The following is a 23,901-nucleotide window of genomic DNA, read 5'->3' as shown; positions in this document are numbered from 1 at the left end:
GTCAGGCCGCGCCGGCCTTCTGACGGTCGCGGTAGGCCTGGGCCTTCACGCGGCTGCCGCACGTCGCCATGGAGCACCACTCGCGGCGGTGGCCGCGCGAGGTGTCGAGGTACACCTGCGTGCACTCCGGTCGCGCGCACTCGCGCAGCAGGGCGGCCTGCTCGCCGCCGATGATCTCGACGGCCTCCCGGGCGAGCTGCGACAGCGCCTGGCGCGGGGTGCCCGACCGCGCCCAGCCGTCGGCGGTGAGCGCGGCGGCGAGCGGCGGCGCTGCGGCGGCGCCGTTCAGCGTCGCGACGGCGTCGGCCGGCAGGGGCCGGTCATGCAGGCGTGACCAGACCAGTGCGTAGATCGCCTCGCGCAGCTGGATCGCGTCATCGAGGTCTGGGGGGACGGATGCTGCGACCCCGGGCCCGAGACCCGACTCGACGAACCACGCATCGAGGTCGGACGGGTCGGCGAGCTTCTCGGTGGGGTGGTCGTTGCGGCGTGCGCGCAGCGTTCCGACGAAGTCGAGGCTGAGGGTGCCGCAGGGGAAGGCGTGGATCACATCACCATTTTGACAGGTAACGGGAATGTCTGGCACGGTAGTCACCGTTCTAACCGGTAACGCACACCGATCGAAGGAGAATCCCATGGACCTGAAGCTCGAAGTCGTCGTCATCCCCGTCGCGGACGTCGACCGTTCGAAGGCCTTCTACGAGCGCATCGGCTTCCGCCTGGATGCCGACTTCCGCACCGAGCGCGGCCTCCGCGTGGTGCAGGTGACACCCCCGGGATCGGCGGCGTCCGTCATCTTCGGCGACAAGCTCACGACGGCCGAGCCCGGCTCGGTCCAGGGGCTCCACCTCATCACCGCCGACATCGCCGCAGCCCGCGCCGAGCTCGTGGAGCGCGGCGCCGAGGTCAGCGATCTCTGGCACGACGCCGACGGCGTCCTCCACTGGGCCGGTACCGACAACCGCGTCGCCGGGCCGCACCCGTCGGCCGACAGCTACGGCACCTTCGCCTCCTTCGCCGACCCCGACGGCAACGGCTGGGTGATCCAGCAGATCGTCACGCGGGCGCCCGGACGCTGAGCCGGGAAGGACGACGACGATGACACGGATGCTGCGTCCCGACGCCGAGGCGCTGCTCAGGGACCTCCTCGCCCGCACCGCAGAGGCCCACGGCCGCTTCGAGACCGAAGAGCTGGGCGGGGTCTACGACGAGGCGTGGCCCGCCTGGTACGCCGCGTTCATGGCCCGGACGCTCGAGGCCGAGGGCTTCGCGCTCGAGCGGTCCGGGTGATCCTCAGGGCGTGAGCACGAGCGTGTCGGTCGTCGCCGCCTCGACGGCCTCCGCGGAGAACGCCCACGGCGTGAGCTCGGCCTTCTGCCACGACGCGACCTGGTCGATGTAGTTCGTGTGGAAGGCGTGGCCGCTCTGACCGGTGAGCTGGTTCCAGCGCGAGGCGTCGAAGTCCGACAGGTCGACGATCATGCGCATCGACGGCACCGTGACGGTCGAGAAGCTCTGCGTGAGATCCCAGCCGGTCGCGTTGACGACCGACGAGCCGCCGCCGACCGGGAACGGCCCGCGGTTGAAGAGCCACTCGATCGGCGCGATGCCGGACGTGCCGAAGCTGCCGTTCTCGAGCGGCAGGGCGTGGAGGTTCCCCCAGTTCCAGCGCGAGGGGTTGCTGCCCTGGGCGTCGACGAGCCGCTCGTAGGCGTCGATCGCCGAGCGCTTGAGCATGTCGGTCATGCCGTCGACGCCCAGCTCGTCGTTCGTCCACCACGGCGACGTCTCGTCGTCGAGCAGCGCGTCCATCACGAGGAACTGCCGGCCCTGGCCGCTCATCGGTGCCGCGGTGTCGCGCCCGTCGACGAACATGTTCCCGGCGAGGGTGTCCCACAGCACGTTCGCGTACGCCGCGGCCGCGGAGTCGGCGCTGTTCTGCGCATCCCATTCGTGCAGGAGCTCGAGTGCGGCATCCGTCTCGTCGTCGCCCGTGGTGACGCCGGCGTAGGCGGCGGTCAAGCGCATGCCGATGAAGGAGTAGTTGTCCGCCTGGATGGCGTTGAGGTCGTCCGCCGTCACCGGCCCCTTCGCGATCGCCCGCTCCACCAGCTCCGTGATGCGGGCCGCGCGCCACCCGTAGTCCCAGTCACGCGTGAGCGCGTAGGGGTAGTCCGGGCCCACGATCGCGTTGTTCGCCGTGACGATGTAGCCCTCGCGCGGGTTGTACGACACCGGGAGCTCCTCGAACGGGATGTAGCCCTGCCACGCGTAGGCCGAGTCCCATCCGGGCTGCGGCATCGAGCCGTCGCCGGCCCCGCGGATCGGCAGCTTCCCCGGCGTCTGGTACCCGATGTTGCCGTCGACGTCGGCGTAGATGAGGTTCTGCGCCGGCACGTCGAACAGCGCCGCCGCGCCGCGGAAGTCGTCGAAGTCCTTCGCCCTGTTCATCGCGAAGATGGCGGATGCCGTCGTCCCGGGCTGCAGCGCGGTCCAGCGCAGGCTCACCGCGTCCTCGCCTTCGGGGGCATCGGCCGGGGGCGCGGTCACCGAGCCGCCGGTTCCCATATACGGGTCGTCGGCGATCGCGGTGAAGTCACCGGTGAGGCCCGACACGATCGGCCCGTTCACGGTGGCGCGCACCTCGAGCTGGACGTCGTCGCCACCCGCGACCTTGAACGTCTCGGTGCGGGTCTCGAGCGGCACCAGCGCGCCGTCGTACCAGTACGAGTCGCCGTCGATCTTCTCGAGGTACAGGTCGGTGACGTCGGTGGTGAGGTTCGTGAAGCCCCACGCGACGCGTGCGTTGTGCCCGATCACGACGCCGGGAAGACCCGAGAAGCCGAAGCCTGCCACGTCGAACGGGCACGCCTCGGTCACGTCGGAGCACTTCAGCTGGATCTGGTGCCACACGCTCGGCAGCGACGCGCCGAGGTGCGGGTCGTTGGCGAGCAGCGGCATGCCGGTGTCGGTGACGCTGCCCGACACCACCCACGAGTTCGACCCGATGCCCTCACCGGCGTCGCCGAGGAGCTCGCCGACGGCCTCGATCACGCTGCCGACCTCGGTCCACTCGATCGAGGAGGTCGAAGCATCCGTCTCGGGCAGATCCGGCGCCGTGCCGACGGTCGGCACCGTCGAGATCTTCGGCACGATGACGGGGTTCCGGTCGAACGGGTAGGCGGGGTAGAGCTCGTCGATCTCGGCCTCGGTGAAGTCGGGCGCCATGACCGCGCGCTCGGTCTCGCTCTCGATGTTGCTGCGGAGGTCCCAGGCCATCGCCTTCAGCCACGCGACGGAGTCGGCCGGCGTCCAGGGCTCGATCTCGTAGTCGGAGTTCTGGAGGCCCAGCACCGCGTACTCGAACGACGCGTCGGCGCCCTGGTGGTCGGCGAGGTACGCGTTCACGCCCTCGGCGTAGGCGTCGTAGTACGCGCGCTCGGTGGCGTCGAGGGCGTCGACCTCCTGCTCGGCGATGGCGTGCCAGCCGAGCGTGCGCAGGAACTCGTCGGTGCCGAGCTGCGACGCGCCGAACATCTCGGACAGGCGCCCGCTCGTGACGTGCCGGCGGAAGTCCATCTCCCAGAAGCGGTCCTGCGCGTGCACGTAGCCCTGCGCGAAGAACAGATCGTGCGACGAGTCCGCGGTGATCGTCGGGATGCCGAGCACATCGCGCTGCACGGTCACCTCGGCCTCGAGGCCGGCCGCTTTCACCTCGCCGCTGAGCTGCGGGAACGAGCGCTGCGCGGTGTAGGCGACGAAGCCGACCGCGACGAGCGCGATCACGATGAGGCCCGCGAGGATGCTGAACAGGGTGATGCCGACGGTCCTTCCCACGGACCGTCGGGGCGCGGTGTCGTCGACGGCGTACGGGGAGGGCTGGGGCTTCGTCATTGAGGGGCTTTCCGGGCGTCGTGGGGGATACGCGGTGCCGGACACCGCGACATTCGGTACCGCGCCTTCGGGTGGCGAACGGCACCAATCCGCATGTTAACCCCGACGGGCGCGCTGCGCCGAATCGCCCTCGGTTTTCTCCCTCCGACCTGGCTCTTGCCCTGGACCGTTATCCGATGACGCTCGGCTGCAGGTCGCGCAGCGTGCGGAAGTGGGTCATGCGCGTGACGCCGATCGCGGCGATCACGCCGGCGCCGACGAGCCAGGCGAGGAGCACGGCGAGGTCCAGCCACACGCGGTCGGCGCTGCCGCCGTACATGACCTGGCGCATCGCGTCGACGACGTAGCCCATCGGCAGCACGTGGTGCAGCGTCGCGAGCGGCGCGGGCAGCGTCTGCCAGGGGAACGTGCCGCCGGCGGTCACGAGCTGCAGCACCATCAGCACGAGGCCGAGGAACTGCCCGACCGAGCCGAGCCACACGTTGAGCGCGAGCACGATCGCGGCGTACGTGGCCGAGGCCAGGAGCAGGATTCCGAGGGTCGCGAGCGGGTGCGCGAACGAGAAGCCGAGCGCGAGCGACAGCACGCCGAAGAGGCCGAGCATCTGCACGCCCCCGAGGAGGGCGGGGGTGGCCCAACCCGCCAGCGTGATGCGGAGGGGCGAATGCAGCGCCGTGACAGCGCGCTTCGAGACGGGCTTCACGATGAGGAAGAGCGCGTAGATGCCGATCCAGCCCGCGAGAGCCGCGAAGAACGGCGCGAGGCCGGCACCGTAGTTCTGCGCCTGGGTGAGCGACGAGCGCTCGACGTCGACCGGGGCGGCGAGGGTGTCGGCCTGCGCATGGCGCGTGTCGGCGTCGTACGAGGGGAGCTGGGCGGCGCCCTCGGAGAGCCCGTCGCGCAACTGCGTCGCGCCGTCCTCGAGCTGGGTGATTCCGCTGTCGAGGGTCGCGGCGCCGCCCTGGAGCTGTGCCGCGCCGTCGGCCGCGGTCGCCGTGCCGGAGGCGAGCGTGGCAGAGCCGGCCGCGACGGACGCTGCGCCCGCCGAGACCTGCTGGGCGCCGGAGTTCAGCCGGTCGATCTGCGCGACCGCGCCCTGCACGCGGTCGTCGACGGCATCGAGCCGGTCACCCACCGGGTCGAGCGTCGCGAGCACGTCGTCGATCCGCGCCTGGTCGAGACCGGCGTCGGCGAGCTTCGCGGCGATGCCCTCGCGCACCTGCGGCAGCACGGAGACGGCAGACGTGGATGCCGCGCCGATGCGATCGGCGATGGCGTCGAGCTGTGCGCTGCCCCCGGCGACCTGAGTGGCACCGTCGGCGACCTGGGACGCGCCGTCCGAGAGCTGGGCCGCGCCGTCCCGCAGCTGAGCCGTGCCGTCGGCGAGCTGCGCGGCACCGGTGGAGAGCTGCGACGCCCCGTCGCCGGCCTGCGCGAGACCGTGGACCAGCTGCGTCGCGCCGGTCGCAGCATCCGTCAACTGCACACGGATGGTGTCGAGGGCGTCGAGCATCGTGAGACCCGCCTCGGCCACGACCTTCTCGGTGATCGTCGCCTGGATGCGCTCGACCGCCTGCGTGCCGATCGTCGAGGCGAGGTAGTTGTTGGCGTCGCTGGTGTGCAGCACGATGTCGGCCGTGCGGGGGTCGCCGCTCGTGATCGACGCGATGGCCGCGGTGAAATCGGCGGGCAGCTCGATCGCGAAGTCGTAGCTGCCGTCGTCGAGGCCGGCGTCGGCCTGCTCGAGGGTGGCGCGGTGCCAGGCGAAGGTGCCGTCGTCGATGAGCTCCTCGGCGACCTCGTCGCCGAGGTTGCGCGCGGTGCCGTTGAGCTCGGCGCCGGTGTCGGCGACGACGAGCGCCACCGGCACCTGGTCGAGCTGGCCGTAGGGGTCGCGGTTCGCCCACAGGTACAGGCCGCCGTAGAGGATCGGCACCACCATGAGCGCGATCAGCGCGATGAGCGACATGCGCGTCGACGTCAGGCGCCGGAGTTCGGCGAGGATCATCTGTGGGACCTTCATGCCCGGCCCCCCTTCGTCGGGGCGGTGAAGCGGGGGAGCCGGGGCCGTCCGATGGTCCGGGGCGCTTCGCCTGACGCGTTGCTCGATCGCGCGGCGAGCGGTGGCCGCGCCACCCCCTGCGACGCCTGCCCGGCGATCACGAGCACCGCGTACCCGCGGTTCGCGAAGTCCTCGGCGACCGCCCACCACGTCGCCGGCTCGCCGCCGTGGCGGTCGGGCGAGACCAGCACGATCCCCTCGACCCCCTTGCGCAGCACCGCCAGCTCGCAGAGCGCGCGCACGCGGCCGGCGGGGTCGACGTTCGAGACGGGGACGGATGCCTCGTCCCCGAGGCCCCGCTCATCCAGCCAGCGCCGCACGGCGACGGGGTCAGAGCGACGTCCGGCGAACATGAGCTCCTCCGCGGCGACGCCCCCGAGCGTGACGTTGGGTTCGGGTTCGGACACCTCGGGTGCGTCGACCAGGGCGATCCGGCGGCGGAGGCCTGCGGCATCCGTCCTCCCGTCCAGCGTCACGCGGCCGGTGTCGGGGCGCATGCGGCCCGACGCGACGAGGCCGAGCACCGTCGGGCGCTGTTCGGTCTCGGCGGCGACGAGGGTCGCGACGCCGGACTCGAACGCGACCGACGTCACGGGCAGGGCGTGCTCGCGGCGGCCCTTGCCGACCGCGTCGAGTTCGACCCTCACGCGCTCGCCGCCTCGGGACCGGTGAGGATCTCGGGGTGCTGCGCGAGCAGCGCGTCGGCCTCGCGCCACGAGAGTCCGGCGATGCTCAGCACGGCGCGCACCGCGAGGTCGCGCGCGGCGGGGGACGAGGCGTCGATGCGGGTGATGACGGTGCGCGCGGTCTCTTCGACGAGGCGTGCGAGGGTCGGTGCGGCGACGTCGGTGCGGAGGAGGTCGGCGTCCTGGCCCTCGCGCACGATGCGCACGACGGTGCGCCGCAGCGGCGCGAGGGCGGTCGCGGTCTCGTCGAGGTGCGCCTCGTCGAGCGCGATCGCCGCGAGCACCTGCACGTGTGCGGCCTCGGTCCACAGGGCCGCGGCGAGGCGGGCGAGGGCGACCCGCGCGTCGGCGTCGTCGATCGCGGCGGCGACGGCGTTGAAGCGTGCGGCGCCCTGCGCGACGAGCTCGCGCACCAGTGCGTCGCGGTCGTCGAAGTGCCCGTAGAGCGCGCGGCGCGAGAGGCCGGCCTGCCGGGCGATGGCGTCGACCGACGCGCGGGGGTCGTGCGCGAGGGCGACATGAGCCGCGGCGAGGATGCCCGCGCGGTTCTCGAGGGCATCGCGCCGCGGACGGCGCGCCGCATCGGTCGGGGAGGTCATGCCTCCACGTTAGATAACTTGCACAGTGGTGTGCAAGTTAATGCACGATGACTCAGTCGGTTCCCAGGTCGAACGCGGACGCCTCGTTCGCAGCATCCGTCGCCTCTGCGAGTTCCTCGCCCGCGGCCGACAGCGGGGTCGCGCTCTCGGTGATCTCGCCCGCCTCGCCCTGCGTGAGGTGGCCGACGAGCTCGCCGGTGGCGCCGCCGATGAGGCCCTTCGACGCGTAGTACTCGAGGCGCACGCGCGAGTCGGCGATGTCGAGGTTGCGCATGGTGAGCTGGCCGATGCGGTCGGTGGGGCCGAACGCGGCGTCGCCGACGCGCTCCATCGACAGCTTGTCGGGGTGGTATGACAGGCGCGGGGCAGTGGTGTCGAGGATCGTGTAGTCCTCGCCGCGGCGCAGGCGCAGCGTCACCGAGCCAGTGATCGTCGAGCCCACCCACTTCTGGATCGACTCGCGCAGCATGAGCGACTGCGGCTCGAGCCAGCGGCCCTCGTACATGAGGCGGCCGAGGCGGCGGCCCTGCTCGTGGTAGGTCGCGAGGGTGTCTTCGTTCAGGATGCCGTTGACCAGGCGCTCGTACGCGGTGAACAGCAGCGCCATTCCCGGGGCCTCATAGATGCCGCGCGACTTCGCCTCGATGATGCGGTTCTCGATCTGGTCGCTCATGCCGAGGCCGTGGCGGCCGCCGATGCGGTTCGCCTCGAAGACGAGCGCGACCGGGTCGGCGAACTCGACGCCGTTGAGGGCGACGGGGCGGCCGGCCTCGAAGGTGACCGTGACGTCCTCGGTCTCGATCTCGATCGACGGGTCCCAGAAGCGCACGCCCATGATGGGCTCGACGGTCTCGAGCGAGACATTCAGGTGCTCGAGGGTCTTCGCCTCGTGCGTGGCGCCCCAGATGTTCGCGTCGGTCGAGTACGCCTTCTCGGCCGAGTCGCGGTAGGGGAAGCCGTGCTCGACGAGCCACTCGCTCATCTCTTGCCGGCCGCCGAGCTCGGTGACGAAGTCGGCGTCGAGCCAGGGCTTGTAGATGCGCAGGGCGGGGTTGGCGAGCAGGCCGTAGCGGTAGAACCGCTCGATGTCGTTGCCCTTGTAGGTGGAGCCGTCGCCCCAGATGTCGACGCCGTCCTCCTTCATGGCCCGCACGAGCAGCGTGCCGGTGACGGCGCGGCCGATGGGCGTCGTGTTGAAGTAGGTGCGGCCGCCTGAGCGGATGTGGAACGCGCCGCACGCGAGGGCGCCGAAGCCCTCTTCGACGAGGGCGGGCTTGCAGTCGACCAGGCGCGAGACCTCGGCGCCGTACTCCAGCGCGCGGCTCGGGATCGCGTCGATGTCGTCTTCGTCGGGCTGACCGAGGTCGCCGGTGTAGGTGCAGGGGATCGCACCTTTGTCGCGCATCCACGCGACGGCCACGGAGGTGTCAAGTCCTCCCGAGAAGGCGATGCCGACGCGCTCGCCGACGGGCAGGGACTGGAGGACCTTCGACATGCGCTCAAGTCTAGTTAAAGGGACGGATGCTGCCCCCCGAAGTGTCGTCCGTCACACCAGTAACGCCAGTAACTCTGGCGTGGCGCGTCGAGTCCTGGCTAGGCTGACCGCGAGGTAGGAATCCGGTCGTGACTTTGGATATGTGACCGGCCCATTCGTAGCAGCGACAGTGGGACCGGGGGGTCTCTTGTTCTCGAAAGCGCGCTCAAGGATCGCAGCATCCGTCACGATCCTCGCCGTCGCCGTGGCGACGCTGGTGGCGCCGGCGGCCCTCGCCGCTCCCGTCCTGCCCGATCCGCAACCGGGCGACATCACCGCCGTGGCGACCCTCGACAAGGGCGCGTCGGTCGCCGTGATCGCACCGGGCGACACCTTCACCTACACGCTGACCGTCGGCTGCTCGGCCATCACCGACCTCGGCTGCCGCGGCGCGGTGCTCACCGATGTGGTGCCGGCGCCGTTCGTGGTCGTCGAAGCGGTGGTCGGCGGCGGCGCCAACACCGCCGCCGAGCCGGTCATCGACGGCAACACCGTGACGGTGAACTGGACGACCCCGCTCGGCGACGGCACGGTCGGCATCCTCGACAACACGACGGGCATCGTCGAGATCACCGCGCAGCTGCCCGCCGACGCCTCGTACGACGTCAGCGGGACCCCTGTGATCAACGAGGCCACGATCGAGGGCGTGAACTTCGCCGACGACGACGCCGTCGCGCCCGTCACACCGGTCGTGCCCCTCGCGCTTGCGACGACTGCGAGCAAGGCGTTCACGCCGACCGAGGCGATCGCCACGCCCGGTGCCGCGGTCTCGGCCGCACTCGGCGGCACGAACACGTCGAACGCGACAGTCGAGTCACTGTCGATCCAGGACCCCGTCGACCCGGACGCCCCGACCAACCCCTTCGACTCGCTCGCCTTCAGCTCGTTCGGCACGGTGACGCCGCCGCCCGGCGCCGACCCCGCCCTCACGACGTACGAGGTGTACGTCGCGCCCGACTGGATCGCCGCCCCGGGCGGCGCGCTGCCCGCCGATGTCTCGGCCGACGACGTGAAGGGCACCCGCGTGACGTTCCACGGGGCGATCCCCGCGGGCGCCTCGGGCTCCGTCGCCCTGAACCTCGCGGTGACGGATGCTGCGGCCTCCGAGCCCGACGGAACCTCGGTGCCGAACGACGTGCTGTCGACGGTCGCCATCGGCGACGAGACAGCCACGGGCGCGGCGGACGCCTCGTTCACGCTCCGCCAGAACACCGTGACAGTGGCGGCGAGCAAGGCCTTCGATCCCGATCTGGTGATCGCGGGCGATTCGACGACGGTCATGATCGGCGGCCGCAACACCTCGACGATCCCGATCGACACGCTGACGATCCGCGAGCCGGCCACCGGGACGTTCCCCGACGCCTACACGTTCGGCGGATTCACCGGACCGGTGGACTGGCCGGCCGGCGCGACGTCCGGTGAGGTCACGTACACGCTGGCCGGCGGCGGGGGGACCGTCACCGTGCCGTTCGACAACGGAACGGTTCCCGCCCTTCCCGACGGGGTCGACCCCGCCGACGTCGAGGCGTTCGAGTTCACCTTCACCGGCGGCATCGTCCCTGGCGGTGAGACGGAGATCCCGTTCACGGTCGACACTGATCCCGACCTCACCGGGCTGCCGCTCACCGTCCCGAACCTCATCGCCGTCGATGGCGAGAACGCGGGAGCCGCCGGCACGGCGGAGGCCGGGGACGACCTCTACATCTACGACGAGGTCATCGAGCCCTACATCTCGAAGCAGATCCGCCCGACGCCGATCCTCGCGGTGCCCGGCGAGGTCGTCACGGTCACCCTGAACGGCGGCCTCACCGAGCGGCCGTCGCCGCCCGACGACCCCACCGGCACGACGGGCCGGGCGCAGCAGGTCGTGATCCAGGATCCCGAGGACCCGGTCGAGGGCGACCCGTGGTGGAACGCGTTCGACCTCACCGCGATCACGCAGACGCCGGTGCCGGCCGACTCGACGCTGACGATCGAGTACTACGACACGACGACCGGCACGTGGGAGCCGCTCGCCGGACCCATCGACGGGCCGACCATCTACTCGCAGCAGGTGGCCCCCGAGGTCAGCGACGTCGCAGGCGGTGTGCGGTTCGTCTACGACTACACGGGCGACGCGGGCGGCTTCGCGCCGGGCACCGACTTCGCCCCGAACTTCACGTCGTCGCTGCGCGCGGACGGCCGCTACTCCGAGGTGCCGCCGTTCAGCGACGACGAAAGCACCTTCGTGCCGAACTGCGCACAGACCGACGCCTCGAGCGCGAACCCGGGCGTGCCCGACGGGCAGGCGGTGCTGCCGCCCGACGACTGCCCGGTGCTCGAGCTCGTACCCCCGGGCGCCGGCAACGGCGACCTCATCGACAAGGAGTTCGGCACGTCGAGCTCGGGCGGCCTCAAGTCGGTGATCGCGCGCTCGGGCGACACGATCCCGTCGACGCTGCGCTGGTCGACCGGCGGGTACTCCAACCTCGAGCGTGTCGAGATCACCGACATCGCCGCGCCGGAGACGACGGCGATCACGGCGTCGCTGTTCAACTCGTTCGACCTGACGCGCATCGACGCCATCACGACGGCGACGGATCCGCTCATCGCGTATGACGCCGTGCAAGCCGTGCAGCTCTACGACGGCTCGGACTGGGTCACCGCGACGAACAACCCGTGCAGTCCCCTCTGCATCGGCCAGTTTCCGGGGATGAATCTCACGACGGCCGAGCGCGCATCCACCGTGGGCGTGAAGCTCACCTTCGTCGAGAGCCCCGACCGCTCCGCCGCGTCGGCAGGCGACCCGACCGCCCCGCCGGTGGGCTCGGGCGTCGCACGATCGTTCTCGAACGAGCGGCCGGTCACGCTGGTCTGGCAGGTGCGCGACGAGCGCCGCAGCGACGGCACCGCCGTACTGGGCGACGAGCTCTACAACCTCCCGACCGCCGGGGTCGTACGCAACACCGCCAACGCGACAGGGTTCCCGGCCGGCGGCGGCGACCCGCTGTCGGCGGACGATCAGGACGACGTCATCATCGTCGACGTCCCGCTCACCACGACGACCGACAAGAACTGGCAGGGTGGCCCGCTCGCGGTGCCGACGGATCCCAGCGTCCTGCCGAGCCAGTACCCGCTCAGCCGGATCACCGTGACCACGCGGAACACGACCCCGGCCAAGGTCGACATGCTCCAGATCACCGACACCGCCCCCGGCTCGGTGACCGACCGGCGGCAGGACCCGTTCCAGGCCTTCACCTTCAACAACTTCGTCCGCATCGACGTGCCGACGGGTGCGACCGACACCGTCGTCACGCTGTCGTGCTTCGCGGGCGGCCCGATCGAGTTGACACGGGGCGAGGCGCTCGCCCTGGTGCCCAACACGATCCCCTGCGAGGTCGCGGGCGTGCAGGTGACCTACACCGGACGCATCGCCTCGAATGCTGCGGGCGTCGTCGAGTTCGACCTGCGGCTGCGGGCGAACTGGCAGGGCACGACCGAGCGCGTGTCGGTCGCGGACTCGCCGATCGCCAACACCGCCGAGGGTGTCATCGCGGATGTGGACCCCTTCTTCGAATGCCCGCCGCAGGACGGTGCCCGGTTCGCGTGCGACGACGCGAGCGCGTCGATCGCGTTGGAGGAGCCGACGTTCTCGGTCTACGCCGGCAAGACGATCTCGCCGAACGCGCAGAAGGAGGACGACTTCTCGCCGGTCACCGTGACGCTCACCGGTCAGCCCGGCGGTTCGGCCCGCGCGTACACGATCCAGATGACGGACGACGACCCCACGTTCTGGAACGCGATGGACTTCGTCGGCCCCGATCCGCTGTGGCAGCTGCCGCCACCCGTGGCACGCGTGCAGGCCTGTTATCTCGACGGCGGCGACTTCACGGACGCCGACGTGATCGCCGGCACCGTCGGCGGCACGTGGACGTGCATGTCCCGCACCGGCGACCTGTCTGTCGCGGCGGCGATCGCGTTCCTCGACGGTGCGCCGAGCACGCTGCACGGTCTCCGCTTCAACTTCTGGTCGGCGACGGAGCTCGGCTGGCAGAACCCCGTCAACCCGGTCATCAACGTGCCGTTCCTCGTCGAGCGGCGTCCGGACCTGCGCACGGGCGAGCCCACGCCGACGACGCGCAACGACCAGGTCCCCGCCCCCGGCGAGCAGGACGCCGGGATCTTCTTCGATACCGTGCGGGTGGACGGCGTCTCCGCCGAGATCGGGCTCGGGCAGCGTCTCACCGCTGACGATTCGGCCGAGGCCGAGTACCGCAACCTGCATCTCGAGGCATCCGTCAACGTCGTGAAATCGCCGACCGGCGACGTGCGGCCCGGAGTCGAGATCCCGTTCACCCTCGCCTACACGAACACCGGCGAGCGGGCGCTGACCGACATCGTCTTCACCGACGAACTGCCGCTGACGGCCGGCGGCGAGCCGCAGCTGATCTTCAACCCCGACCGTGATCCGAGCGTGCCGCCATGGTCGTTCGCGCTCGCCGGCGCCGCGCCCACGCCGCCGAACGGCGACCCGTTGCCGACGGATCCCGACGACGTCGACGTGCAGGACCTCGGCACGAGCATCGTCTTCACGATGCCCGAGGGGTCGGTGCTCGAGCCCGGCCAGACCTACACGATCACGTTGCGGATGATGCTGCGTCCCGGCCTCACCCCGAACGACTCCGTCACCAACACCGCCACCATCGACGTGGCAGAGCCGCTCGACGAGTGCGTGCCGAGCTACGACGAGGCCACCGGACTGTGCGCCGACACCGCGACCGTGCGCCCGCTGGCCGTGCCGGCGCTGAGCACCGTCAAGTCGGTGCGCGCCGACAACCCGCCGAACCTGTCGGACGTGCCGAACGTGCGCAGCGACGACGCGAACTTCACGTGCGAGGGCACCGCGAACGCCGACGGCTTCTACCGGTACCCGTGCGTGCCGCTGACGCTGCCGGGCGACACCGAAACGTGGCGCCTGCGCGTCACGAACGCGGGCACGGTGCCCATCTCGAGGCTCGTCTCGATCGACAACCTGCCGACCCCCGGCGACCAGGGCCTGATCGTCGTGATCCCGCGCGGCAGCGAGTGGCAGCCGACGTACGCGGGTGAGGCTGCGTTGATCGTCGATCCGACGACGCCGCCCAATGCGCAGATCTCGCTGTTCTACTCGACCGCGTCGGTGCCGTGCACCGCGGATCTCAACCCCGTCGGCACGCCCTGCGGGCCGGGCGCGTGGCTCCCGCTCGACGACACCGTCGACCCGTCGATCGTGCGCAGCGTCAAGGTGGCGGTGGACTTCCCCGGCAAGGAGAAGTTCGAGCCCGGTGACTCGCTCACGCTCCAGTTCAAGACTCGCACGTCGCCGAACCGCCAGATCGAGAAGGACCAGCCGACGGCCTACAACACGATCTCGACCGGCGGCGCGGCGCTGAGCGGCGACGCGACGGTGCTCGTGCCGGCCACCGAGGGCCGCCGCGTCGGCGTCGCGTACCCGACGGGGTCGATCGCGCTCGAGAAGATCGTGTCGGGACCGGCCGCCGAGTTCGCCCCCGGCTCCTTCCCGGTGCAGCTCGTATGCACTGTCGACGGGGAGCCGATCGCGGGCCTGCCCGAGATCGATCTCGTGCCGGGCGCCGACCCGGTCGTCATCGACGGCCTCCCGCTCGGAGCCGAGTGCACTGCGACCGAGGGGCGGTGGGGCCAGACCGAGACCGACATCGGCACCGCCACGGTCGCCCTCGACACCGAGGACATCCCGCTCGTCACCGTGGAGAACATCTACGACGTCGCGGACCTGCGCATTCGCAAGGCGGTGGACTCGGATGCCGTCGACAGCCGTGGCGACGCGATCCCGTACGGCCCGTTCGCCTTCGAAGTCACGTGCGAGTTCAACGGCCGGCCGGCATACGCCGACGGCTACGGACCCGACCAGCCGATGGTGGCGGAGCTCACTCCCGAGGAGTCGTGGGCGCTGAGCGGCCTTCCCGTCGACGCGATGTGCAGCATCACCGAGACCGACGACCTCGGCGCTGAGGGCACCACGATGCAGGTCACGGTGGACGGCGACTCCGCCGAGCCCGTCGAGGGCACCTCGGTGGACGTCGCGATCCAGGAAGGGATCGCGGTCGAGGTGCTCGCGACCAACTCGTTCGGCGTGGGATCGTTCCGCATCGTGAAGGAGCGCGAGGGTGCGGCCGTCGACGACTTCGGCGCCGGCCCGTTCGAGTTCGCCGCGGTGTGCACGCTCGACACCGGCAGCGGCACGCCCCGCATCGTGTGGGCGGGCTTCCTGACGCTCGACGAGGGCAACGGCTACGAGACGCAGGTCGACGATGTGGCCGCCGGCGCGAACTGCGCGGTGCGCGAGACGGACGACGGCGGCGCGACCTCCGCGTCGATCGACTCTCCGGAGTTCCAGATCGGGTCGGGCGGGGAGCCGGTGGTGATCACCGCGGTCAACACGTTCGACGCCGGATCGCTCACGGTCACCAAGGTGATCGACGGCGACGGCGCCGAGCTGTGGGGCGCAGGGCCGTTCACCGTGCTGCTGGCGTGCGTCGACCAGAACGGCGAGCCGGTCGAGATCCCGGGCGCCGGGCAGGTGCTGAGCGCCGACACCGAGGTGCCGTACACGTATACGTGGTCGCCGCTGCTCATCGGCCTCGAGTGCACGCTCACCGAGACCGACACCGGCGGTGCGCAGGCGACGACCATCGCCGACGGCGACGGTGAGCCGGTCGAGACCGTCGAGATCGTCGAAGGTGACACCGGCCTCACCGTGACCAACACGTTCGACATCGGGCAGATCGAGGTCGCCAAGACCGTGTCGGGCGGCGACGCGTCGCTGCACCGCGGCGACACGTTCGAGGTCACCGCGGCGTGCACGTGGAACGGCTCCGTCATCGAGGTGCCCGGCGGCGCCGCGCGCGCGCTCACGGTGGCGACCCCGGTGATCTACGAAGACCTGCCGGTGGGTGCCGAATGCGCGGTGACCGAGACCTCGAGCGGGGGAGCGGATGCCGTGACCTACACGCCGGCGGATCCCCAGGGCGCGCAGCGCGCCGTGGTGACGGTCGGCGGCGAGGACGCAGCATCCATCACCGTCGACAACAGGTTCGACAGCCCGCTGCCGGCGACCGGCGTCGAGGGCGCCCGGCTGGCAGGACTCGGAGCGATCGGAGCGCTGGCGATCCTGGCCGGCGTGTTCGCGATCGTCCTCGTCCGCCGCCGCGGCCGGAGCGTCTGACGACGGTGGGCGGGTGCGTCATCGCACCCGCCCACCGCCGGCCTCCCCCCGACGCTGATCAGATCATCAGCGAGTGGTGCGCGGCCGGTGCGCCGTGGCGCGTGGCCCGCTTGTCGCGGTACCGGCCGATGAGGATGATCATCGAGCCGATCGCCAGGAACCCGGCGAGGATCACCCCGATGTAGACGAACGCCGACGAGTAGCCGCCCGCGCCGTGCGGGTCGAGGAACGGGTACGGGTACCACCAGGGCGTCGTGCCGTCGGGGTTCGCGACGCGCTCGCCGCGGACCATCGTGTACGTCGTCCAGGCCAGCGGGTAGCCGACGAGCACCGCGAGCGACCACCAGGGCAGCGCGCGGCGGCGCGGGGCCAGCAGCAGGTCGAGCACGAAGTAGATCGGCAGGACCACGTGCAGCACCTCGGCCGCGTACTTGTCGAGCATCGCGATGCCGGCGGAGTCGCCGAGCGCGACGGCCGACGGCAGTCCGCGCAGCAGCGCGTTGTAGACGAGCCCGAGCAGCAGCACCGGTCCCGTGACGGCGGCGAGGGCCAGCGCGATGCCGAACGGCTCACGCGCCGAGGCCGGGTGCCGCATCGCCCACGACGCGGCCACGAACAGCGTGACGATGCTGAGCACCGTCGACACGATCGTGAACAGGCTGAAGTAGTTCGCCAGCACATCGCCCAGGCCTTCGCCCTGGCGCGCTGCGCGGTCTACGTTGACGATGAACCCAGCGACGACTCCGGAGATCCCGGTGAGTGCCGCGGCGATTCGAAACCATGCCCAGTGCATGTCCCACCCCTTTCGACATCACGCCCTTGCGTGTCGGTTCTGCCCCGAGCACAGATGTACTCCTGTCGATGCGGGGGTGTGGCAAACCTTTGTGCCGGCGAAGCGCGGAAAACGCGCGCCCGCGATCCGGCGTTGTGCGGAAGCTACAACGTGTCCTCCATTTGGTGGACAACCTCGACAAAAGCCGCGGAACTCCGGGCCTGTCCGCCGTTCGGGGGACACGATTCACCCCCGGTGAACCGCCGGTCCGGGGTCAGTCCGAGACGACGGAGGAGGGGACGGATGCTGCATCCCCGGCGTCATCTGGCGCCCCGGCGAGTGCGCCTCGGCGCCGCCCGCACCACACCACGAACGCCCCGACGGCGACGATCGCGAGCGCGATCCCGATGACGTAGATCACGACCGACGGCCATCCGCCGGGGTTGTTCGGATTGAGGAAGGGATACGGGTACCAGAACGGGTCGCCGCTCACCGGGTTGGTGACGAGGGCTCCGCGGATCATCGTGTAGACCACCCACACGATCGGGAACGCGACCACGGCCCAGAGGCTCCGCCACGGCAGCGCGCGGCGGAGCGGCCCGAGCAGCACGTCGAGCAGCAGGAAGATCGGGCCGATCAGGTGCAGCACCTCGTTCGACCAGGGGATGGGCTCGCTGCCCTGCGGCAGCTCGATGTTCCGCAGCAGCGTGTTGTAGACGATGCCCGTGATGATCATGTAGGTGCTGACGCACGCCAGCGCGACCGCGAGACCGCGGGGCTCGGCATCCGTCTCCCGTCGGCGCCCCCGGAAGAGGTACCAGAGCGCGATCCAGGCGAGCACGATCGCGGCGGAGGCGTTCGAGAGGATCGTGAAGAAGCTGAAGAAGTTCGCGATCGTCGTGGTGACGTCGCGGCCGAGCTCGATGGCGGTGCCGACCGACTTCGTCAGCTGAGCCACGATCGCCGCGACGGTGACCGCCGCCATCGCGAGTCGCAGTACCGTCCAGGTCGTCGCCCATCCCCGCGTGCGCGTCATGGGCCCACCATATCGAGTGGGCTGTGTCGCGGAGCGTCGGGGTGTGACTCCGCGTGGCGCGGGTCGGCGCGTCGCGGCGATGAGTCGGGTTAGCCTCGGCCGCGGCGGGTCATCCGCCCTGCCCGATCGAGGAGGATGCCCGTGCCGACGCTGCTGGAGGACGAGGCGCTGCAGTTCGTGCGCGACCTGATCCGCATCGAGACCGTGAACACCGGTGTCGCCGCGACGATCGGCGACGGCGAGACCCGGGCGGCGCGATGGGTGCAGCAGCGCCTCGCCGAGGTCGGCATCGGGTCGGAGCTCGTCGAGTCGCGCCCGGGTCGCGGTTCCCTCGTCGCGCGCCTCGCCGGCAGCGATCCGGATGCCGGTGCCCTGCTCGTGCACGCGCATCTCGACGTTGTGCCTGTCGAGGAGGAGGACTGGACGCACCCGCCGTTCGGCGCGGACATCGAGGACGGTCACCTCTACGGCCGCGGCGCCGTGGACATGAAGAACTACGCGGGAACGATCCTCGCGGTGGCGCGGCACTTCGCCCGCGAGGGGATCGTGCCGCGGCGCGACCTGGTGTTCGCGTTCCTCGCCGACGAGGAGAGCGGCGGTGTGTGGGGTGCCGGCTGGCTCGTCGAGAACCGGCCCGACCTGTTCGCGGGCGTCACCGAGGCGCTCAGCGAGGTCGGCGGATTCTCGGTGCCGCTTGTGGACGAGCCGGGCGACGACCGTCGTGCGTACCTCGTGGCGACGAGCGAGAAGGGTGTCGCGTGGTCGACGCTGCGCGCTCGTGGGCGCGCAGCGCACGGTTCGCGGCCCACCGCCGACAACAGCGTGGTGCGTCTCGCTCGGGCCGTGGCCGCCGTCGGCGAGCACCGCTTCCCCGTGGTGCGCACGCCCGCGCTGCAGCGCTTCCTCGACGTGTTCGGGGAGGCGCGCGGTCTCGCGTTCACCGACGAGTCGCTCGCCGACGACCTCGAGAGCCTCGGATTCGTCTCGTCGCTCGTCGGCGCGACGACGCGCAACACCGCCACCCCGACCGTGCTCGACGCCGGTGACAAGACGAACATCATCCCGGCTGAGGCCGCGGCGCGGCTCGACATCCGCATCCTCCCCGGCCAGGACGACGCGCTGCGCGAGGGTCTGCGCGAGCTCGTGGGCGACGACATCGACATCCGCGAGGGCCGGTGGTGGTCGGCGACCGAGGCGCCGGTCGACGCTCCGATCATCGGCGTCCTCCAGGACGCGATCTCGGTCGACGACCCCGACGGTGTCGTCGTGCCGTACCTGCTGCCGGCCAGCACCGACAACAAGCACTTCGCGAAGCTCGGCATCCACGGCTACGGGTTCGTCCCGCTGCGCGTGCCCCGCGACTTCGATGTCTTCGCGCAGTTCCACGCCGCCGACGAGTGCGTGCCCGTCGATGCGCTGTACTTCTCGGCGCGGGTCACAGAGCGGATCCTGCGCACGGCGTGAACGACCGAGCCGACGCGTGCTGAGGCCTGTCAGCCGCCGAAGCGCTCGGCCTGCATCCTCGCGGCGGCCGCAGCGGGATCCTCGTCCCACGTCCGCGGGCGGGCGCCTTCGAGCGCGCGGCTGAGCGGTACCCAGCCGACCCAGCGCAGCGGCTCCCAGCCGGGCGCCGGCATCAACGCCTCGAGGGCGCGGTACTCGTCGACGCGCACACGATCCCACGCGTGCACGACGCGGCCGTCACCGAGGCTCAGGCCGACGTGGCCCCAATCCCGGCGTTCGCCGAAGAGCTCGCCCACGCTCTCGTAGAACACCAACGCATCGGCGAGCGGCGCCCCCGTGTTCGCCGACGCACCGTACAGACGGGCGGACTCCGCCGCGTCGTCGCCGCCGAACATCTCGAGGTCGTTCGAGCGTTCGATCGCGTCCTCGACGAACGCCAGGCAGCGCGTCGCGTACTCGTTCGAACCCTCGTGCCCGAGCGCCCAGGCCACCGCGTTCGCGCTGCAGGTCTCCACATCGAAACTCATCGACAGCAGGCTAACGGTCAGAACGGAGCGTCGCCGCAGTCCACGGCCCGGAACACGGGCACGGTGCGCTCCGGCTCGACTAGGTACCGGCGGCCCGAGGGCGACGTCCACTGGATCGCACCGCCCGAACCGGCGACCTGCTCGGGCAACGGGATCGGCCCGATCCCCTCGACGACTGGCGGTTCGATGCCCGCGGCCGCGCGGGAGGCGTCGGACTCGTGGAGGAGAGCGAGCACCGGGACCGTGACGAACACCGTCGCCCGCACACCGCGGGCCTGCTCAGGATGAGCCTCGACAACCCCGTCGATGAGGAGGTCGAGCACGACATCTGCGCGAGCCTGGTCGAGGGTGCGGGTGTCGCCGTCGCCCGCCTTGATCACCTTGGCCATCGCGGTCGCCCGTGACTGCGCCGCGGTGATCGCGACCATGGGGGCGTAGAGATGCAGCCACCCCATCCCGTCGTCGTCGGGCTCGACCGCGATCCGCCGCTTCGTGACGGCGCGCTCGTATCGTTCGGTCAGCGTCGCTGACCGCACGATGTCGATAAGAGCTCGCAGTTTGCGGCGGAACGTGCCCACCGGCTCCGCCTCGGCCAGCGCAAGGCCCGGCTCGAGCACCCGCGTGCGGAACTCTGGTTCCAGCTCGTTCACTGCGGAGACCAGGATCTCGGCGTGCCGCTCGGTGATGTGGGCGCGCTCCATCGATGCCAGCACCAAAGGGTAGGAGTGCACCGACTTTAGAACATACCTACGACATCTCCGAAGGTGCGAGCGACTCCCGAAGCCGACGTCAGGCAACCGACCCGGGCGAACGCCGGAGCACGATCGCCGCCGGCATCCGCTTCACGATGGAGCGGAACAGCGGCTTCGCGAGATCCGCCGCCTCCGCCGGGTCGACGATCTGCGGCGACGACACGGAGTGGGTCGCGCCCGACCACGCGAGCTCAGCGGATCCCGCCGCGACGACGTTGCGCGCCCAGTTCGTGTTCCGGCCCCACGGCAGGCCGATCATCACGAGCGCCGGATCCACCGTGGGCACCATCGCGACGGGCGTCGCGTACGCCGTGCCGGTCTTGCGCCCACGATGGTGCAGCACCGCCCACAGCGGGAACCAGCGGCGACCGGCGAGGGCGTTCGCGAGGGGTTCCGTGACCTTCACGAGCGCGCGCGGTGGTCCGGAGCCTCCTGCCGACCGCCGCACCGAGAAGCCGCGAAGGCCACTGCCTCCGGCGAGCACGTCGCCGAAGTGGTACGACACCGTCATCGCCATGGCGACGGCGCCGACCGCCGCCCCGACAGCTTCGCCGGGCGAACGGATACCACGTCGCAACAGCAGCAGCCCCGCGAGCGCGTTGCCCGCACTCCACGCCACGTTCACCCGCGGCGACGACAGGCCGACACCCGGCGGATCGGCGAACGGGCTGGGAAACGGCCGTCCCTCGACACCGCTCACCCCGTGAGGCACGGCGTTGACGAGCAACGCGGCGCCGACGGCGCTTCTGACGACCGACCAGACCGACACGGGCCCACACTACGGTCGGCACCGGTCGGCGTACCAGAGGGCCGGGTGGACGATGACCTCCGAGATCACGGCGGTCGACCGCCCGTCACGGTTCGTCGATCAGCAGGTCCGGGGCCCGTTCCAGACCCCGATCCGGATTACGCCGCCAGCTCCGCCCGCTCGCCGACCTCCGGCAGCCCGAGGTTCTCCCGCAGCGTCGTGCCCACGTACTCGGTCGGGTAGATGCCGCGCTGCTGCAGCTCGGGGATGAGCCCGTCGACGATGTCGTCGAGCCCCTCGGGCACGAGGTAGGGCGAGACGTTGAACCCGTCGACTGCGCCTGCGTCCACGTACTGCTGCACGCGGTCCGCGATCGTCGAGTATCCGCCCACGAAGGTGCGCAGCGACGACCGCTTGATGACGAACTCGCGGATCGAGAGGCCCTCGCTGGCCGCGCTCTCGCGCCACTCGCGCGCCGTCTCGACCGCGCGGCGGCCCTGGAACAGCGACCCGCGCTGCCCGTCCACCTCGTCGACGACGGGGTCGATGTCGGGCAGCGGACCGTCGGCGTCGAACTCTGAGAGGTCGCGGCCCCAGACCGGCTCGAGGAAGCGGATCGCGGTCTGCGGCGACACCTGCGCCCGCGTGACCCACTCCGCCTTCTCGCGGGCCTCGGCGTCGGTCGCGCCCAGGATGAACTGCGCACCCGGGAAGAACTTGAGGTCGTCCTCGCTCCGGCCGTGACGCGGCAGCCGGCGCCGTACGTCGGCGGCGAACGCCACGGCGTCCTCCAGACCCGGATGCCCCGAGAAGATGACGTCCGCGCTCGCCGCGGCGAACTCGCGGCCCTCGTCGGAGTCGCCCGCCTGGAAGAGCACCGGCCGGCCCTGCGCGCTCGGCGGCAGCGGCGCGGGGCCCTCGAACGACACCAGCTGATCGCCCACCCTGACGGGCGTCCCGACGCCGTCGGCCCCGGCATCCCACAGCCGCTGCGCCGCGGCCACGAACTGCGCCGCCCGGCGGTAGCGGTCGGCGTGCTCGAGGTAGCCGCCCCGACGGAAGTTCGCGCCGGTCCAGGCGTTGTCGGTCGTGACGATGTTCCAGCCGGCGCGACCGTCGCTCAGCAGGTCGAGCGAGTTCAGGCGCTTCGCGAGGTCGTAGGGGTCGTTGTACGTGGTGTTCTGCGTCGCCACGAGGCCGATGCGCTCGGTGACGGCGGCCAGCGCCGCGAGCTGCGTCTGCGCGTCCGGCCGGCCGGCGATATCGAGATCGTGGACGCGGCCGAAGTGCTCACGCAGCCGGAGGCCCTCGCCGAGGAAGAACGCCGAGAAGAGCCCGCGCTCGGCGGTCTGCGCGATGCGGCGGAACGACTCGAAGTCGTACTGCGAGCCGCTGCGGTCGCTCGACCAGATGGTTCCGAAGTTGACCCCCTGGAAGAAGACACCGAACTGGATGCGACGGGGCGTGGTCATGCGAACTCCTTCACGGCGGCATAGCGATTGACGGGCCTGTCGAGTCCGAGCGCGTCGCGCAAGGTCTCCCCGGCGCGCGGCGAGCGGAACCCGATCCGCTTTCGCAGCGCCGGAAGCACCGCGCGCCCCACCTCCTCGAGATCGACATCGAGCTCCGCGACCCGCAGGCGGACGCCGTCGATGGATGCTGCGAGCTCCGCGACCAGCTCAACCAGACCGTCCGCTCCACCCGCGTAGCGCAGCAGCCCGGCCTCCGGCCACGGCCCCAACGCCGACTGCCGTCGGGCGGCGGACACGCCCCGGGCATCGAGCACCACTTCGACCTCGGCCCAGACGAGAGCCGCGCCCGCCGCACGCGCGCGGGCCGCAGCATCCGTGATCTCCGCCGGATCGGCACCCGAGACCAGCGCGACATCCGCACCCGTCGCACCGGCCGGCGCCAGCACGACCAGCTGCCCCTGCGGCGGGCGCGGCGTGATTAGCGGACCCTTCACCGTGAAGCGCTCGCCCTCGAAGTCGACGTAGTGGAGGCGGTCGGCGTCGAGGTAGCGGCCGGTCGCGACGTCCTGGATGACGGCGTCGTCCTCCCACGAGTCCCAGAGCCGGCGCGCGACCTCGATGACGTCGTCGCGCTCACGGGCGAGTTCGGCGTCGGTCAGCGCGTCGCGTCCGTAGGCGGCGGCCTCGCGCGCGGATCCGGAGGCCGCGGCGATCCAGCCCGCGCGTCCGTTCGAGGCCCAGTCGAGGCTCGCGAGCTGCGTCGCGACGTGGAAGGGCTCGCTGTAGGCGACGTGCGCGACGGGCACCAGCCCGATCGCCGACGTGAGGGGCGCGACGAACGCGGCGCGCTGCACGGCATCGAGCCGGGCGACCGCATCGCCGACGGGCAGCGGCGAGTCGTCGAACGTGACGGCGGTGAACCCGAAGCGCTCGGCGTCCGCGACGCGGGCGGCGAGAAGGCGTGGTGACAGCGCAGTGGAAGCGCCGGACGCCGCGGGGTGAGCGCCGTGGGCGTCCAGCTCGAGGGTGATGGCGAACGGGGTGTCGGTCATGCGAGCCACGGTAGGTCCCGGGCCGCACGGCCCGACCACGTGCGTCGCCTCGTTCCGGAGTGTGACGCCGCGTTGCAC

General features: G+C 71.2%; 17 protein-coding genes. 4 read left to right on the top strand and 13 right to left on the bottom strand.

Annotated features, from left to right (window positions below; translation table 11 throughout):
- Position 1: 1 nt before the first annotated feature.
- Positions 2-550, bottom strand: coding sequence for a CGNR zinc finger domain-containing protein (locus tag ACFC1I_RS06845; protein ID WP_376007314.1), 549 nt, complete (start codon positions 548-550; stop codon positions 2-4).
- Positions 551-635: 85 nt separating this feature from the next.
- Here ACFC1I_RS06845 and ACFC1I_RS06840 point away from each other — a divergent pair, with 85 nt between their 5' ends.
- Positions 636-1,079, top strand: a complete 444-nt coding sequence (locus ACFC1I_RS06840; protein ID WP_376007312.1) for a VOC family protein — start codon at positions 636-638, stop codon at positions 1,077-1,079.
- Between the two features lie 19 nt (positions 1,080-1,098).
- Positions 1,099-1,290, top strand: a complete 192-nt coding sequence (locus ACFC1I_RS06835; RefSeq protein ID WP_376007310.1) for a hypothetical protein — start codon at positions 1,099-1,101, stop codon at positions 1,288-1,290.
- Between the two features lie 3 nt (positions 1,291-1,293).
- Here ACFC1I_RS06835 and ACFC1I_RS06830 read toward each other — a convergent pair whose 3' ends face one another.
- From ACFC1I_RS06830 to argG, 5 genes are all read right to left on the bottom strand, one after another.
- The gene (locus ACFC1I_RS06830; RefSeq protein ID WP_376007308.1) at positions 1,294-3,894 is read right to left on the bottom strand and encodes a penicillin acylase family protein; all 2,601 of its coding nucleotides are present in this window, start codon (positions 3,892-3,894) and stop codon (positions 1,294-1,296) included.
- Between the two features lie 169 nt (positions 3,895-4,063).
- A complete protein-coding gene (locus ACFC1I_RS06825) occupies positions 4,064-5,917 on the bottom strand; it encodes a YhgE/Pip family protein (RefSeq protein WP_376007306.1) in 1,854 nt (617 codons plus the stop codon).
- A complete protein-coding gene (locus tag ACFC1I_RS06820) occupies positions 5,914-6,603 on the bottom strand; it encodes a hypothetical protein (protein ID WP_376007304.1) in 690 nt (229 codons plus the stop codon). The genes ACFC1I_RS06825 and ACFC1I_RS06820 overlap by 4 nt, the downstream gene beginning before the upstream one ends.
- Positions 6,600-7,241, bottom strand: a complete 642-nt coding sequence (locus ACFC1I_RS06815) for a helix-turn-helix domain-containing protein (protein WP_376007302.1) — start codon at positions 7,239-7,241, stop codon at positions 6,600-6,602. The genes ACFC1I_RS06820 and ACFC1I_RS06815 overlap by 4 nt, the downstream gene beginning before the upstream one ends.
- Positions 7,242-7,293: 52 nt before the next feature.
- A complete protein-coding gene (gene argG / locus ACFC1I_RS06810) occupies positions 7,294-8,736 on the bottom strand; it encodes an argininosuccinate synthase (RefSeq protein ID WP_376007300.1) in 1,443 nt (480 codons plus the stop codon).
- A 187-nt stretch (positions 8,737-8,923) separates the two neighbouring features.
- On the opposite strand from argG, the gene ACFC1I_RS06805 reads away from it, so the two are divergent.
- On the top strand, positions 8,924-16,000 hold the full coding sequence (locus ACFC1I_RS06805; protein ID WP_376007298.1) for a DUF5979 domain-containing protein: 7,077 nt from the start codon (positions 8,924-8,926) through the stop codon (positions 15,998-16,000).
- 58 nt (positions 16,001-16,058) lie between these two features.
- Here ACFC1I_RS06805 and ACFC1I_RS06800 read toward each other — a convergent pair whose 3' ends face one another.
- Both ACFC1I_RS06800 and ACFC1I_RS06795 read right to left on the bottom strand, forming a co-directional pair.
- Complete coding sequence (locus ACFC1I_RS06800; protein ID WP_376007296.1) at positions 16,059-16,793, bottom strand: Pr6Pr family membrane protein; 735 nt, start codon at positions 16,791-16,793, stop codon at positions 16,059-16,061.
- 253 nt (positions 16,794-17,046) lie between these two features.
- Positions 17,047-17,808: a Pr6Pr family membrane protein gene (locus tag ACFC1I_RS06795; RefSeq protein WP_376007294.1), complete on the bottom strand. Its 762-nt coding sequence runs from the start codon at positions 17,806-17,808 to the stop codon at positions 17,047-17,049.
- Positions 17,809-17,943: 135 nt separating this feature from the next.
- Between ACFC1I_RS06795 and ACFC1I_RS06790 the strand changes: the two genes are divergently transcribed.
- Positions 17,944-19,272, top strand: coding sequence for a M20/M25/M40 family metallo-hydrolase (locus ACFC1I_RS06790; protein ID WP_376007293.1), 1,329 nt, complete (start codon positions 17,944-17,946; stop codon positions 19,270-19,272).
- A gap of 29 nt (positions 19,273-19,301) precedes the next feature.
- Here ACFC1I_RS06790 and ACFC1I_RS06785 read toward each other — a convergent pair whose 3' ends face one another.
- From ACFC1I_RS06785 to ACFC1I_RS06765, 5 genes are all read right to left on the bottom strand, one after another.
- On the bottom strand, positions 19,302-19,799 hold the full coding sequence (locus tag ACFC1I_RS06785; RefSeq protein ID WP_376007291.1) for a hypothetical protein: 498 nt from the start codon (positions 19,797-19,799) through the stop codon (positions 19,302-19,304).
- A 17-nt stretch (positions 19,800-19,816) separates the two neighbouring features.
- A complete protein-coding gene (locus tag ACFC1I_RS06780) occupies positions 19,817-20,530 on the bottom strand; it encodes a DUF222 domain-containing protein (protein WP_376007289.1) in 714 nt (237 codons plus the stop codon).
- Between the two features lie 58 nt (positions 20,531-20,588).
- Positions 20,589-21,320, bottom strand: coding sequence for a nitroreductase family deazaflavin-dependent oxidoreductase (locus ACFC1I_RS06775; RefSeq protein ID WP_376007287.1), 732 nt, complete (start codon positions 21,318-21,320; stop codon positions 20,589-20,591).
- 137 nt (positions 21,321-21,457) lie between these two features.
- Complete coding sequence (locus ACFC1I_RS06770) at positions 21,458-22,771, bottom strand: LLM class flavin-dependent oxidoreductase (protein WP_376007285.1); 1,314 nt, start codon at positions 22,769-22,771, stop codon at positions 21,458-21,460.
- Positions 22,768-23,823 (bottom strand): LLM class flavin-dependent oxidoreductase, encoded by a 1,056-nt coding sequence (locus ACFC1I_RS06765; RefSeq protein ID WP_376007283.1) that lies wholly within the window; start codon positions 23,821-23,823, stop codon positions 22,768-22,770. Before ACFC1I_RS06765 ends, ACFC1I_RS06770 begins: the two co-directional genes overlap by 4 nt.
- Positions 23,824-23,901: the final 78 nt, after the last annotated feature.

The organism is Microbacterium sp. NPDC056044 (assembly GCF_042267145.1).
Taxonomy (GTDB): Bacteria; Actinomycetota; Actinomycetes; order Actinomycetales; family Microbacteriaceae; genus Microbacterium.
The sequence above is the reverse complement of the archived record's forward strand: the minus strand, read 5'-3'. Positions and strand labels throughout refer to the sequence as shown.

Bases quoted from the DNA above. Each gene is read 5' to 3' on its own strand.
- argG (WP_376007300.1), bottom strand. From the start codon at position 8,736: ATGTCGAAGGTCCTCCAGTCCCTGCCCGTCGGCGAGCGCGTCGGCATC.
- ACFC1I_RS06825 (WP_376007306.1), bottom strand. From the start codon at position 5,917: ATGAAGGTCCCACAGATGATCCTCGCCGAACTCCGGCGCCTGACGTCG.
- ACFC1I_RS06765 (WP_376007283.1), bottom strand. From the start codon at position 23,823: ATGACCGACACCCCGTTCGCCATCACCCTCGAGCTGGACGCCCACGGC.
- ACFC1I_RS06795 (WP_376007294.1), bottom strand. From the start codon at position 17,808: ATGACGCGCACGCGGGGATGGGCGACGACCTGGACGGTACTGCGACTC.
- ACFC1I_RS06790 (WP_376007293.1), top strand. From the start codon at position 17,944: ATGCCCGTGCCGACGCTGCTGGAGGACGAGGCGCTGCAGTTCGTGCGC.
- ACFC1I_RS06840 (WP_376007312.1), top strand. From the start codon at position 636: ATGGACCTGAAGCTCGAAGTCGTCGTCATCCCCGTCGCGGACGTCGAC.
- ACFC1I_RS06770 (WP_376007285.1), bottom strand. From the start codon at position 22,771: ATGACCACGCCCCGTCGCATCCAGTTCGGTGTCTTCTTCCAGGGGGTC.
- ACFC1I_RS06815 (WP_376007302.1), bottom strand. From the start codon at position 7,241: ATGACCTCCCCGACCGATGCGGCGCGCCGTCCGCGGCGCGATGCCCTC.
- ACFC1I_RS06830 (WP_376007308.1), bottom strand. From the start codon at position 3,894: ATGACGAAGCCCCAGCCCTCCCCGTACGCCGTCGACGACACCGCGCCC.
- ACFC1I_RS06785 (WP_376007291.1), bottom strand. From the start codon at position 19,799: ATGAGTTTCGATGTGGAGACCTGCAGCGCGAACGCGGTGGCCTGGGCG.
- ACFC1I_RS06800 (WP_376007296.1), bottom strand. From the start codon at position 16,793: ATGCACTGGGCATGGTTTCGAATCGCCGCGGCACTCACCGGGATCTCC.
- ACFC1I_RS06835 (WP_376007310.1), top strand. From the start codon at position 1,099: ATGACACGGATGCTGCGTCCCGACGCCGAGGCGCTGCTCAGGGACCTC.